The 13,665-nt window shown below is 36.9% G+C and carries 12 protein-coding genes and 1 riboswitch; of the genes, 5 read left to right on the top strand and 7 right to left on the bottom strand.

Going from position 1 to position 13,665, the window contains the following annotated elements:
* Positions 1–160 precede the first annotated feature (160 nt).
* Entirely contained in the window at positions 161–448 is a 288-nt protein-coding gene (locus AC2CGN_RS24900) for a DUF1033 family protein (protein ID WP_429981752.1), read from the bottom strand.
* 127 nt (positions 449–575) lie between these two features.
* Here AC2CGN_RS24900 and AC2CGN_RS24895 point away from each other — a divergent pair, with 127 nt between their 5' ends.
* The 5 genes from AC2CGN_RS24895 to AC2CGN_RS24875 all read left to right on the top strand — a co-directional run bounded on the left by AC2CGN_RS24895 (position 576) and on the right by AC2CGN_RS24875 (position 5,554).
* Entirely contained in the window at positions 576–2,303 is a 1,728-nt protein-coding gene (locus AC2CGN_RS24895) for a globin-coupled sensor protein (protein WP_286925272.1), read from the top strand.
* Positions 2,304–2,347: 44 nt separating this feature from the next.
* Positions 2,348–2,629, top strand: coding sequence for an acylphosphatase (locus tag AC2CGN_RS24890; RefSeq protein ID WP_286925271.1), 282 nt, complete (start codon positions 2,348–2,350; stop codon positions 2,627–2,629).
* A 242-nt stretch (positions 2,630–2,871) separates the two neighbouring features.
* A complete protein-coding gene (locus AC2CGN_RS24885; RefSeq protein ID WP_484516866.1) occupies positions 2,872–3,456 on the top strand; it encodes a YdeI/OmpD-associated family protein in 585 nt (194 codons plus the stop codon).
* A 386-nt stretch (positions 3,457–3,842) separates the two neighbouring features.
* Positions 3,843–4,493, top strand: a complete 651-nt coding sequence (locus AC2CGN_RS24880; protein ID WP_283872681.1) for a 5-bromo-4-chloroindolyl phosphate hydrolysis family protein — start codon at positions 3,843–3,845, stop codon at positions 4,491–4,493.
* Positions 4,490–5,554 (top strand): toxic anion resistance protein, encoded by a 1,065-nt coding sequence (locus AC2CGN_RS24875; protein ID WP_429981750.1) that lies wholly within the window; start codon positions 4,490–4,492, stop codon positions 5,552–5,554. Before AC2CGN_RS24880 ends, AC2CGN_RS24875 begins: the two co-directional genes overlap by 4 nt.
* Positions 5,555–5,619: 65 nt before the next feature.
* Here the strand turns inward: AC2CGN_RS24875 and AC2CGN_RS24870 are convergent, their stop codons facing one another.
* The 6 genes from AC2CGN_RS24870 to AC2CGN_RS24845 form a co-directional block, all read right to left on the bottom strand.
* Positions 5,620–5,817: a DUF6501 family protein gene (locus tag AC2CGN_RS24870; RefSeq protein WP_429987288.1), complete on the bottom strand. Its 198-nt coding sequence runs from the start codon at positions 5,815–5,817 to the stop codon at positions 5,620–5,622.
* A gap of 294 nt (positions 5,818–6,111) precedes the next feature.
* Positions 6,112–6,843, bottom strand: a complete 732-nt coding sequence (locus AC2CGN_RS24865) for an amino acid ABC transporter ATP-binding protein (RefSeq protein WP_283872676.1) — start codon at positions 6,841–6,843, stop codon at positions 6,112–6,114.
* A 12-nt stretch (positions 6,844–6,855) separates the two neighbouring features.
* Positions 6,856–7,581, bottom strand: a complete 726-nt coding sequence (locus AC2CGN_RS24860) for an amino acid ABC transporter permease (RefSeq protein WP_283872673.1) — start codon at positions 7,579–7,581, stop codon at positions 6,856–6,858.
* A 189-nt stretch (positions 7,582–7,770) separates the two neighbouring features.
* Positions 7,771–8,637: a transporter substrate-binding domain-containing protein gene (locus tag AC2CGN_RS24855; protein WP_484516862.1), complete on the bottom strand. Its 867-nt coding sequence runs from the start codon at positions 8,635–8,637 to the stop codon at positions 7,771–7,773.
* Between the two features lie 118 nt (positions 8,638–8,755).
* A riboswitch (Lysine riboswitch) is annotated at positions 8,756–8,942 on the bottom strand.
* 387 nt (positions 8,943–9,329) lie between these two features.
* Positions 9,330–10,562: a 2-oxoglutarate dehydrogenase complex dihydrolipoyllysine-residue succinyltransferase gene (gene odhB / locus AC2CGN_RS24850; protein ID WP_429981748.1), complete on the bottom strand. Its 1,233-nt coding sequence runs from the start codon at positions 10,560–10,562 to the stop codon at positions 9,330–9,332.
* A 90-nt stretch (positions 10,563–10,652) separates the two neighbouring features.
* On the bottom strand, positions 10,653–13,475 hold the full coding sequence (locus AC2CGN_RS24845; RefSeq protein WP_484516860.1) for a 2-oxoglutarate dehydrogenase E1 component: 2,823 nt from the start codon (positions 13,473–13,475) through the stop codon (positions 10,653–10,655).
* Positions 13,476–13,665: the final 190 nt, after the last annotated feature.

Genomic DNA, 13,665 nt, shown 5'->3' with positions numbered 1-13,665 from the left:
CTTGTCCATGCGTATGTCCTTTATTTTGGATTTGGATGGTTTACTACCGCCCAACCATTATAAAGGATTTTTTTATGGCAGGATTGGATTGCAGAAAATTCAGACTTAATGAAAACGGTGAATTATTTTAATGCGACGCTAGTGATTTAATTTCAAAATTTTATTTCAATTCTTCTGATTTTATAGCTATAATACCATGATAAACTTGTGTATCATCATCACAAGCCTCACAATAAAAGCTTTCATCCTCCGACCAAAAAGCCCAATATTTCCCTTCTTTTGTTGCCTCATTGTCGTATGTTAATCGAAAGTGCTCTAATTTTTGCGCTAATGCCAATTTAAATTGCTCTTCCGTTGCAAATGTTTCATTCGTTTGAATAAAAGCTTCCCAGCCTTCAAATTTCCACCAAGGCTCATAATCAGCTTTCATGTAAAGTATTGTATACATATTTGCCCATTCCCTGCTGTCATAAGATATTCTCATTTTAGCAAACACACATGAAATGTCTATTAAAACACCCTGAAATATGCTATTATTACCTTATTATTCATACTTTTTGGGAGGTATTTTTTTTATGTTTTCAAGTATTCGACCGAAGGCAGAACTCGAAGAATTATTAAAGCGTGGTACCAATTTGAATGCAACTGGCCGTTTCCATCAAACTTTAGCATTTAACCACTTCAATTCTCATGATGAGGAAAATTTAAAGGCTCTTTACAACAAATTAAAAGATATCACACCATCTATGAATGCTATTTTTAACAATTATTTAAGTGAAATCTCCCCTACCTCTCAGCAAACAATTAGTGAAGAAAATATTAATCGATATTTGACACAATTTTTCTTAGCTACGCGTGATGATGAGTATGTAGATGAAACAGTTAAATTTTTCAATTTGTTTCGAAAAAATCAGTATGAGCCTGGTAAGTTAATTGTTGTTTTCAATCAATTTGCCTTTTATATAACAACATATATTTTACATAATTTCGGTATAAAACCGTATAAGGCCTTTGAATACATGAAATCATTCCAATCTGCTGTCAATGTCGATCAAGAGCTACTTGTTGAAGTACTAACAGAACGAATTATTGAAAATGTAGTCGCAGAAATATCTTCTTTAATGGATGTTAATGCTAAAATTATGTACATGAAAGATTTAGTATTCAGTTTAGATAAACAAAATGAAGAAATCCAATCCTCTACTGCCGCAACAGAAGAAATTGCCGCTTCCATTAATGAGGTTGCCCGTATGTCTTCCCATATTTCTGAAAAAACAACGGAATCTGTAGATCATGCCATTAAAGGGAAAGATGCTATTGAGCACGCATTATCTGAAATCTTCAAAACGGAAGAAACATTTACAGCAATCGTTGAATCTTTTTCGGAATTACAAAAAAGAGTAAATGATATTGAGCATGTAGTAACCTTGATTAACCAAATTGCTGATCAAACAAACTTACTTGCGCTAAACGCTTCTATTGAGGCGGCACGCGCAGGTGAACACGGTAAAGGCTTTGCAGTAGTGGCACAGGAAGTTCGAAAGCTTGCTGAGGGCACTGTCTCAGCACTAAGTGAAGTTTCTACAAACGTGCATCATTTAAAAAGCTATTCGAATGATGTAGCTAACTCCATAACGGAAACAACAGACATCATTAAGGATGCAACCGTTGAGGCAAAAGAATCGTTGCCATTATTAAACGCTATTGTTAGTGCCATTGAAGGAATTAACCTGGATGTCACAAATACGGCTGCTATCTCACAGGAACAGGCAGCAGCAATAGACGAGGTATCTACAAGAATGATTGAAATATCTAATTTACAGGATGATATTCGAGATTATAGTCATAATACATCTAGTGATATACACTTATTAGGAAAAGAAATTAATCGTTTCCGTAATGATATTGTTGCCAATAATAATGTTCAGCTATCATCCATAGCACTTTTACAATTATCAAAGGCAGATCATATTTTATGGAAATGGCGGATTTATAATATGTTCCTCGGACTTGAAAACGTACAACCGAGTGATGTATCTTCTCATAAAGATTGTCGTCTAGGTAAATGGTATACTTCTCCACGCTCAGTAGAACGTTTTGGACACTTACAAGATTATCGTGATCTAGACGCCTATCATATACGTGTCCATGAGTCAGCAAAATTAGCAGCAGAGGCTCATAAGGCTGGTCATATACAACAAGCCGAAATTCATTTAAAAGAAGTAGACCAGGCATCTGAGAAAGTTCTCTATTTTATTAATAACTTAATTGCTCATTTAGAAAAAGAACGTGTAATGCACTAAGTAGAGGGGACTCTTCCCCTCCTTAACTAGTAGGAGGTTTTAGCGTGAACAAGCGAGCGCTGATTAAATTTTTTGGTGATGTATATGGTACAGGCTACCGTTTTTTCATTAAACAAAAAGCGATTGAACTAGGATTAAAGGGATATTGTAAGCTTAATGACCAAGAACAAATTGAAGTTGAAGTTGAGGGATCTAAAAAGGCAATAGAAGAATTCCTGTTATTTGTTCAAAAAGGTGTAAGTCCACAAGCAGATTCTAATTCCTTTACTTTAGAGCTTCATGATGATTTGAAAGGATATGTGCGAATGGAGTCAGATATTGTTTAATTAGGACAAAAGCTAGTTAATAATAAGATTGATGATATTCTCAAAAGGAAATGCTGCTTAGGCAAATTTTGATTGAGGTTTATTGCTTCAATCTTTTTTAGGTTCCGATATTGTGCTTCTCCCTAGTACATTTGGCTATGCTAGACATGACACCTTCTCATGTTTTATTATAAATCAATTGATGAAATTGATTTTTGTCTTTCTTTACTTCAGATTAACAAATTGATGAGAGGTGTTCCGTAATGAATAGTATGAATCCTAAGGTTGATGAATTTATAAGTAAGGCAAAAAAATGGCAGGAAGAATATAGAGCGTTAAGAAAAATTGTTCATGATTGTGAGCTGACTGAAGAATTTAAGTGGATGCATCCTTGTTACACGCTTAATAATAAAAATATAGTTTTAATTCATGGGTTTAAAGAATATTGTGCGCTTCTATTTCACAAGGGAGCACTATTACAGGATACGCACGGGATTCTCATTCAGCAAACCGAAAATGTTCAGGCAGCACGCCAAATACGCTTTACCAATGTTCAAGAAATAGTTGAAAAGGAAGCAATCATAAAGGACTATGTCTCACAAGCAATTGCAATTGAGAAAGCAGGCTTGGAAGTAGCGTTAAAAAAGAATACGGAGACTATGCCTGACGAACTTCAACAAAAATTTGAAGAAGAGCCAGCCTTGAAAACTGCATTTGAAGCACTAACGCCTGGACGGCAAAGAGCATACATTCTTTATTTTTCTCAACCTAAACAATCTAAAACAAGAGTGTCAAGGATTGAAAAATATACCCAGCAAATTCTTAATGGTAAGGGATTAACTGATTAAACTTTTTAGACTATAACATTTACAGGTATCATTAATAACAGTACCATCATTACTTATGGCATTTTGTCATCTTCAGGAGGTTTCCAGAAAAACGAGACCTCCTCCCTACCTATAACGATTTAAAAGATGTTATAGGAACATAGAAAAGGCTAACCTAAATTAAATACATATTCATCAAAATAAGCATAAGCACAAACCGATTGGAAATGTTAATCTATGATAGTTATTAATAAGGCTCCAAAGATTGCCAGTATTTAAAGTATTATCATTGAGAAACTTAACAATTAGCAGTAAAATTTATGTAAGGTTTAATTTTTCAATGAAACTTTATGTCGATTATTTCGTATAAGAAGATAGACATATTGAAAAGCAAGGAGGAAGAAACAATGCTTAGTGTCAAACAGTTTTTCACTAGACATACCGCTAGCTTCTTTATTTCTCTAACAACTGTTTCCTTTGCAGCAATTGTGGCAAATCCAGGATACTTCCTTGGTGGTTTATTTTTTGCTGGAACTTACGCGACGAGTACAGCGTTGCTGAAACATAGACAAAAGAAGAAAGTTATGCAATTAACTGGTATAACAAAAGAAGAATATAAACATATTGAAACCCAAATTATAACTGCCAATAAACATATCCAAACATTGAGCCAAAACTACTTACGTGTTCGCTCTGTTGCAGCATTTAAGCAATTGCTTGAAATGACTCGTATTTCAAAAAATATTGTGAAAATTGTCAAGACAGATCCCCGTAAATTTTATAATGTAGAGCAATTTTTTTATGCACATCTACCTTCTGCTGTAGAATTAACGGATAAATATACAATGCTATCGAAGCAGCCTGTAAAGGATTCAGAAATTCAAATAACTTTATCTAAAACAAGGGAAACACTGACAGATTTAAATGATACGATTCAGATTGATTTAAAGGATGCGCTTTCCAATGATATCGATCACCTTCAAATGGAAATCGAATTCGCGAATCGTTCCAATAATAGAAGAAGAGAACAATTGGAGTGGCGAGGCGATGATAAGTGACAGCAAATGATCATGCATATCAACTTAATACAATACAAGGGCTCTCCCCCCTTGTACAAACTTATTTAGAAACAACTAATAACGAGGCGATGGCGACCTATGAAACGCTATCGCCTCTTGCGCAAAGTCGTGCACTTCTATATGCTAGTCAAATTGATTTGGAAAATTTTGAATCCGTACTATCTTTAGGGCAAGACTCACAACGATCACTTTCTCACTTCGCTGATCGCATGCTTGCACAGGTGAAACAGAAGGATGTTACCAAAATTGGACAAATGTTAGATTCATTAATGCAAACATTAGATCGTGTAGATCCTAATGCTTTAGAGCCAAAAAAGCAATCTTTCTTCAAAAAAATGTTTGGTAAAACGGAACGCCCAATTAAGCAAACATTAACAGAGTTTGAACGAATCAGTATCCAAGTCGAGCGAATTGGTGTACAGCTAGAACGTGCACAGATTCAGCTCATAAAGGATGTAGAGATGCTTGAGGAGCTTTACTCACATAATAGAGGATTTTTTGAGGAGCTTGCTACTGCGATTGCTGCAGGACAAATGAAAAAGCAGCAAGCCATTGAGACAGAACTACCGACAAAGGTGCAAAGTGTACAGGCAGCAAAGCAACCTCTTGCAGTCCAACAGCTTAATGACTTAGCTGCTCAAATTGAACGTCTAGATCAACGCATTTATGACTTACAAGTTTCACAGCAAGTAGCCCTACAGACTGCACCTCAAATACGTATGATTCAGCAAGCAAACCAAACACTTGCAGAAAAAATCGAATTTTCAATCGTTACCCTTATACCGCTTTGGAAAAATCAGCTGGCCATGATGCTATCCATGAATATGGATCAACACTATGCACAGCTTGAGGAACGTTTGTCTCGAACACACGATCGCTTTACGAGCCCCTCTTTTGAACAGCAAGTATCAAAATTCAGAGAAACTCAGCAGGAGCTCAAGACGGCTATTCAGGATGTATTTGCTCTCCATACTGCAACAGAACAGGAAAAACAGCATTTACAAGATGTCGCTGAATTAAAGGGCTTTAAGAAAGACTAATGCTATTTTTCTCATGAACGAAGGGTGGCTCAGAAATCGTCTGAACCACCCTACTTTTGTGAAGCTTATTCAAAATAGTCTTTATAATAGCCACCGATATTACCTGTATTATCGATAATAAAGATGAACTCTTCTGTTTCATTTTTAACTTCATAATCTTTTCCAACCGTTAATACATTGGACACTAAGTATTTAGATGCATTTGTATGCTTGCACGTGACTGTGCGAAGTGTTGGCGCATCTTTCCATTTTAAATGTAACATAATCTCTCTACCTCTCTTTACTAGCTTGAAGCTAATGTCTACTGCTTATTTTATAATATTTTAGATCTTTTGTGGAGAAAAAAACCATAGAAGACCCTATTTTCTTGATAAACAACCATTATTATTATAAATTTTTACTTTGAGGTGTTATTATGAGCTTTGGTGGTGTACCGCAATGGTTTTTTATCATTGCCGTAGCATTTGCAATTTGCTTTATTCTTTATGCTGAATGGAATTCTAGAAAATAAAGTGAGCCCATTTATTGGACTCACTTTTTTCATACCTATCTGGAATTTATTTTAATGTACGCTTTAAAAATTCCTTCGTTCGCTCATGCTGAGGCGTGACTAAAACCTGAGAAGGTGGTCCCTCCTCAACAATTACTCCTTTGTCCATAAATACGACACGATCTGCTACTTCTTTTGCAAATTCCATTTCATGTGTCACGATTAACATCGTATTTCCTGCATCTGCGAGTTGACGCATAACCTTTAATACTTCCCCTACCATTTCTGGATCAAGAGCAGATGTCGGCTCATCAAACAGCATCACATCTGGACTCATCGATAGTGCACGCGCAATAGCCACACGCTGTTTTTGCCCACCAGATAGCTGTCTTGGCTTGGCATTAACATATTGATCCATACCAACAATTTTTAAATATTCTAAAGCTGTTTTTTCAGCTTCTGATTTTGAACGCTTTAATACTTTTATTTGACCAACTGTACAATTGTTCAATACATTGTGGTTGTTAAATAAATTAAACTGCTGGAAAACCATCCCTAAATGTGTACGATATTTTTGAATGTTATGCTTGTCATCCAGAATATTTTCACCTTTGTAGATAATCTGTCCACCACTTGGTGTTTCCAATAAATTGATGCAACGAAGTAATGTTGATTTACCAGATCCAGAGGAGCCGATTAAGCACACTACCTCCCCCTTCTCTACTTGAAAATTGACATCCTTTAACACTTGGTTACGACCAAATGATTTACTTAAATGCTTGATTTTAATAACTGTCATTTGTGCGTCCCCCTATATCGCTTCTTTCTGTTCTTTTTGATAGGCATCTGGTCCATCAAGTCGTTTTTCAACATATAGTAAAATTCGTGATGCTGTAAATGTCATAATAAAGTAAAGGACACAAGCTACAAAGAATGATTCAAAATAGCGGAAGTTATTCCCTGCAATTGATTTTGTTTGGAAGAATAATTCCGTTACCCCGATAACGTTTAAAACAGCAGTATCCTTAATATTCATAATTAATTGGTTCCCTGTTGCAGGTAATACATTTCGCGCAACCTGTGGCAGTACAACATGCAGCATGATTTGGAAATGATTCATACCGATAGCTGAAGCTGCCTCATATTGACCTTTATCAATGGAAACAATACCACCACGCACTATTTCAGCCATATAAGCACCGGTATTCAAAGAAACTACTAAAATACCTGCTGTAATAAAATGCATGTCGATGCCAAATGCTATATCCAATCCGTAGAAGACAACCATCGCTTGTACAATCATTGGTGTACCACGGAAGAATTCAACATAGCATGTTAGTATAAAATTAATCAGCTTTAAACTGTAGAACTTTACACCTTTTTTACGAACCGGAATGGTATGCATAATCCCGATGAAAAATCCGATAAATGCACCAATAATTGTACTAATACTCGAAATCAATAAGGTATAATACGCACCTCGTAAAAACATTTGCCAGTTGTTCTCTACAATAGAGATAATCCATTCAAGACTCATGATGTTCCTCCTAACAACATAGTGTTGCTTGTTTCTTCTTTATAATCCTAGCTAACTACCATGATAAACACGATTGTTCTACCATTTTATGAAATGTTTAGCTAAGACATTATCATTATTTAGAGAGGTTCTCATTGAATAATGATGAAATGACATTGCACGGACTAGCAAATAGTCCGTGCATCCATGTTATTGTGCTGCCGGTTGTTGCTGAATTGCTTCTTCCATCATTGTTTGGCGATCATCTTCTGAAATTCCTTTTAAAATTTCATTGATTTTGTCAAGATTTGCCTCACCTTTACGTAAACCAACTGCGATGGATGTGTTAGAAGGATCTGTATCAAAGCCTTCTTCAAACGCTACATATGCGAATTTATCATTAGCTGCTGCAGCTGAAATACCTTCTGGACGTTCTGCTACATAGCCATCAATTTTACCAGCCTCTAGAGCTACACGCATTGCTGGGAAGTTATCCATAGCAGTTTGCTTTTGCACATCTTTGATTTGGTCAATCACATTGTAGTTTGAAGTGTTTAATTGTGAAGTAATTTTAGCACCGGAGAAATCCTGAATTGATTTTGCTTTTTCATATTTACTCCCTTTTTTAATAACCATTACAAAATCAGAAGTATAGTAGTTTTCAGTGAAATCAATCGTTTGCTTACGTTCCTCAGTAGGAGACATCCCAGCAATAATAGCATCAATTTTATTGGATTGAAGTGCTGGCACTAATCCATCCCATTCCATTTTGACAATCACTAATTCTTTTCCTAAACCTTCAGCGATTTTTTTGGCCATTTGAACATCATAGCCACCTGCATACTCAGCATTATCTGCAATTTTTACTGCGCCATTTGCATCATTTTGCTGTGTCCAGTTGAATGGAGGATAACCTGCTTCCATCCCAATACGGAATTGCCCACCATCTTCTGATCCACCTGTATCAGCACCAGCATCTCCAGATTTATCCGAATCCTTTTTGTCCCCAGCACCACAAGCAGCTAGCAGAATTGCCGTCATAATAGAGATCATTACTAACAACCATTTTCTTTTCATGAAAAACTCCCCTTTTCTGTAAAAAAATAAGACAACTGTACTAAAAAAGACCTAAGCTTTGAACTTAGGTCTTACCTTTAATTGACAGTTGCCCAAATCCTCACTATAATTTCCATGTTTCCGAGATAGCACAACCTAGTAAATGTGGAAAGCAACTTACTAGGACAGTCCTGCACTTATTCACTGCAGACCCAGTATAAAAGTACGAGCTCCTTTTATACTTCGGCGATATTTCCTTCTCCATTGCGTCTTCGCTTGCTTGTACTCAACAATGGACTAATAAATACCGCGCCTCTACCTCACAACAAAATTAATGTGAGGTTTGTTTATTTAATTGATATCTAGATACTACTATAAAACGAACTTATTCGTCAAGATAATTTTATCATTTTTCTGATTAATGACAATATTAGGGTTTTATCTATCATAAATCCATTATTTACTTTTGCAATGTAAGCAAATATATTGAAGTTTTAATGAAAAAAATCGCAAATTATTATCATTAATAGTAATACTAGTATTCCAAAAGAACCTTTAAGAACAATGGTGTTACCGTACAATGTTTTTATCCAATATGTTGAAGGTTCTATTCACTACTTTGGGGATTCTATCCCATCATTTTAGCATTTCTATCAGCTAATTCTATCCTGCATATAAAAGAAAAAGCCCTGCAAATCGCAGGGCTTTGGACATTAAGAATTTAATAATAAATCTTCTGGGTTTTCAAGTAATTCTTTTACTGTTTTAAGGAAGCCTACAGAATCTTTACCATCGATAATACGGTGGTCATAAGAAAGCGCTAGGTACATCATTGGGCGAATTTCTACTTCACCATTCACTTCAACCGGACGTTTTTTGATGGAGTGCATACCTAAGATACCAGCTTGTGTACCATTCATGATAGGTGTAGACATTAATGAACCAAATACACCACCATTTGTAATTGTGAATGAGCCACCTTGAAGATCTGCTAAACCTAATTTTTTGTCGCGAGCTTTTTTCGCTAGGTCTGCAATTGCATCTTCAATTTCAGCAAAGTTTTTACGGTCAGCATCACGTACAACTGGTACCACTAAACCTTCTTCTGTCGATACAGCTACACCAATATCAAAGAAGTTGTTTAAGTGAATTTCGTCACCAACGATTTGTGCGTTCACATATGGATATTTTTTAAGTGCTGCTACTACTGCTTTTGTGAAGAATGACATGAAACCAAGTTTAGAGCCTGTTGACTCGAAGAATTGGTCTTTTTTACGAGAACGTAAAGCCATAACATTTGTCATATCAACTTCGTTAAATGTAGTTAACATTGCAGTAGATTGTTTTACTTCAAGTAAACGTTTCGCAATTGTTTGGCGACGACGACTCATTTTTTCTACTGTTACACGTGATTCATCTACAGCTGCTACCGCTTTTGGCGCTGCGGGAGCTTGTGGTGCTGCTACTGGAGCTGTCCCATGAGCTGCCACGTCTTGGACACGTACACGACCTTGTGGGTCTACTGGAGATACAGCAGCAAGATCAATACCTTTTTCGCGAGCAAGTTTACGTGCTGCTGGAGATGCGATTACACGCTCACCAGAAGTTTCTTCCACAACCGGAGCTGCTGCAACTGGGGCAGGTGCTGCTTGTGGTACTGCTTGCGCTGGTGTTGCTTCTGCTGGAGCAGCTGGAGCTGGTGCTGCACCTTCGCCTGCTTCTACAACTGCGATCACTTGACCAACAAGTACAGTATCGCCTTCCTCAGCTAAAATTTGTGTTAAGACACCTGCTTCTTCGGAAATAATTTCAGCGTTTACTTTATCTGTTTCAAGTTCAACGATGAATTCACCTTTCTCAACGCGATCGCCCACTTTTTTTACCCATTGTGCGATACTTCCTTCTGTAATCGATTCTGCTAATTCAGGGACTTTAATTTCAGCCACTTTCATTTCCTCCTTTAATTAACGTGCATAATGCACATAGAAGGGCCACTCGCCTAAGCAAGCAGCCCGGCTTCAAAAATTAATATATGATTATTTAACCTTTACAGGCTCAGCAACCGCTTCTTCTACAATTGCGGCTTGAGCAGCTTTATGAGAATCAGCATCACCTTCTGAAGTAGAGCTCATTGCAGGGCGACCTACATAACGAAGCTTTTTACCTTCTGAAAGTTCATAAAGTGTTTCTAATGCATAATTCCAAGTACCTTGGTTTTTCGGTTCTTCCTGTACCCATACTACTTCTTTAACATTCGGATACTTAGCAATAATACCAGCAACTTGCTCTTTTGGGAATGGGTAAAGTTGTTCTACACGAATAATGTGTAAGTGGTCGAAACCTTCACCGTCTTTAATACGGTCTGCAATGTCGATCATTACTTTACCAGTACCAAGTACAATACGCTCTACAGCTTCTGGTTTTGAACCTAGACCTGGTTGTTCAATTACTTCTTGGAATGAACCATTTGCTAATTGCTCAGCATTCGCTGCAGCTAATGGGTGACGAAGTAGGTATTTAGGTGATACAACCACAAGTGGACGAACGCCTTCAGTTCCTAGCAACGCTGCTTGACGACGTAACAAGTGGTAGTAGTTACCTGCATTTGAGCAGTTTGCTACGAACCAGTTATTTTCTGCTGACATTTGTAAATAACGTTCCATACGGCTCGAAGAGTGCTCTGGACCTTGGCCTTCATAACCATGAGGTAATAGAATGACTAAACCGGATTTTTGACCCCATTTAGCACGTGCACCTGAAATAAAGTTATCGAACATAACTTGTGCCATATTAGCAAAGTCACCAAATTGAGCTTCCCAAACTGATAGTACATGGCCATTTTCTAAATTATACCCATATTCAAAGCCTACTACCCCAGCTTCTGTCAGTGGAGAGTTGTGTACTGTAAATGAAGCATTTGCACCAGAAATATGGTGAAGTGGTGTAAATACATTACCATTGTTTTTATCATGTAATACTAAGTGACGTTGCGAGAACGTACCACGCTGTGCATCCTGTCCTGTAAAGCGAACTGGTGTGCCATCTTGAATAATCGTAGCATAGGCTAAAGTTTCAGCATGACCCCAATCAATTTTTGCAGAAGCAAATGCTTCACGACGTTTCTCTAAAATCTTACCAAGTTTTTTCTGTGGCTCGAACTTTTCTTCAAACACTAAAAGCTCTTCATTTATTTTTTCTAGACGCTCTGCACCAACTGCTGTATCAATTTGTGGGAACTCTACCTTTAATTCTTCAGGCATTTCTAAATGTTTATGCTCATCTTTAGCAGCCATTTCTTTAACATGATCATAAGAAGCTTGCATTTCTGCGTAAATTGCTGTATCTAATGTCGCTACATCATCTGCCGAAACAACACCCTCTGCTACTAATTGTGCGCCATATAAAGCACGAACAGTTTCATGTTTAGCCACTAATTTATATGTTTCTGGGTTTGTTACAGTTGGATCATCTGTTTCATTGTGACCGTGACGACGGTAACCAATTAAGTCAACGATAATATCTTTACCGAATTTTTGACGGTAGCTAGCTACAAAACGACCAACTAATGATACAGCCTCAGGACTATCTGCATTCACATGGATAACTGGTACTTCATAACCTTTTGCTGGGTCAGAAGAATAAACAGATGAACGAGAATCTTGTTGTTCAGTTGTAAATCCAATCATATTGTTAGCAATGATGTGAATTGTACCACCAGTTGTGAACCCTTCCGTTTTCGCAAAGTTAAGAACTTCTGTTACAATCCCTTGACCTGGGAATGCAGCATCACCATGTACAAGAATACCTAATCCTTTTGTACGGTTAAAAATTGCTTGACCTGGCTTAGACGTATCATCTTGAGCCGCACGAGTAGAACCTAAAACAACTGGGTTTCCTACTTCTAAGTGTGAAGGGTTGTAAGCAAGTTTAACGTTCATACCAGATTCGCGATTGTAAGAAGCACCCATGTGGTATTTTACATCACCTGTCCAACCTTTAGTGATTTCAAGTCGACCATCTTCTGGTAAAAATAATTCATTGGAAACATGTGCAAAATCAGAGAACATCATGTCATATGGTTTATTTAAAATATGTGTTAATACATTTAAACGGCCACGGTGTGCCATACCAATACGCACTTTTTCTACATTATTTGCTTCTGCTGTTTTTAAAATTTCATCAAATAAAACGATTTGTGTATCTAAACCTTCACCTGAGAAACGCTTTTGACCAACGAAAGTTTTATGAATAAACTTCTCAAAATTTTCAACACGTGTTAAGCGATCTAATAATGCTTTTTTCTCATCAGAAGATAATGCTTGTTTAAATGAACCTGTTTCAATTTGTGCTTGAATCCAATCACGTTCTTCTGTTGCTGCGATGTGATTATATTCAAATGCCACTTTATCTGTATAAACAGATTTTAAGTAATCAATTGCATCCTTACCATTTTTCACGTTTGCTGGCACATCTTTGAAGAAGATAGCTGCAGGAATTTCAGCTAAATCTGCAGCGCTTAGATTGAACGCGCTTTCTTCAATTTGAGCTGTTTGTAGTTCACGGTTTTTCAAAGGATAAATATCTGCCGCCAAATGACCTTGCGTACGGATTGCATCTGCTAATCTCACAGCTGCTAATACTTTTTTGTAATCGCCAGCAGGAGCCGCTGTGCTATTAGCTACCGCTACTTCACCTTCTACTACTACTGGTGCACCAAATTGTTGGAATAATAATACTAACTCCGGTTCTACTTCTTCAGGAGACTGTAAGAATAAGTCGTATTGCTCCATCACATATCCTAGGTTAGGACCAGAGAAAGCTGACCATGGAGAACTTACAGTTGTAACGTTGTTCGACATGAAAAATGACCTCCAAATTTTGCCTTTCGGCAGTTCCATTAATTAAATTACAATTAATTATATAATATTTTTCTGTTCTTTTAAAGGATGTTTGACACAACTTATCCATATTTTAAAGAACGTTTTTTCCATCTCAATCTTACTACTCTTCACAAAAAATACAACTCTTTTTAGGAAATTAAGCAATTTT

The organism is Lysinibacillus sp. DFXJR4, from assembly GCF_057196045.1.
The sequence above is the reverse complement of the archived record's forward strand: the minus strand, read 5'-3'. Positions and strand labels throughout refer to the sequence as shown.

Bases quoted from the DNA above. Each gene is read 5' to 3' on its own strand.
- AC2CGN_RS24865 (WP_283872676.1), bottom strand. From the start codon at position 6,843: ATGACAGTTATTAAAATCAAGCATTTAAGTAAATCATTTGGTCGTAAC.
- AC2CGN_RS24900 (WP_429981752.1), bottom strand. From the start codon at position 448: ATGTATACAATACTTTACATGAAAGCTGATTATGAGCCTTGGTGGAAA.
- AC2CGN_RS24885 (WP_484516866.1), top strand. From the start codon at position 2,872: ATGAATAGTATGAATCCTAAGGTTGATGAATTTATAAGTAAGGCAAAA.
- AC2CGN_RS24860 (WP_283872673.1), bottom strand. From the start codon at position 7,581: ATGAGTCTTGAATGGATTATCTCTATTGTAGAGAACAACTGGCAAATG.
- AC2CGN_RS24870 (WP_429987288.1), bottom strand. From the start codon at position 5,817: ATGTTACATTTAAAATGGAAAGATGCGCCAACACTTCGCACAGTCACG.
- AC2CGN_RS24845 (WP_484516860.1), bottom strand. From the start codon at position 13,475: ATGTCGAACAACGTTACAACTGTAAGTTCTCCATGGTCAGCTTTCTCT.
- AC2CGN_RS24855 (WP_484516862.1), bottom strand. From the start codon at position 8,637: ATGAAAAGAAAATGGTTGTTAGTAATGATCTCTATTATGACGGCAATT.
- AC2CGN_RS24895 (WP_286925272.1), top strand. From the start codon at position 576: ATGTTTTCAAGTATTCGACCGAAGGCAGAACTCGAAGAATTATTAAAG.
- AC2CGN_RS24880 (WP_283872681.1), top strand. From the start codon at position 3,843: ATGCTTAGTGTCAAACAGTTTTTCACTAGACATACCGCTAGCTTCTTT.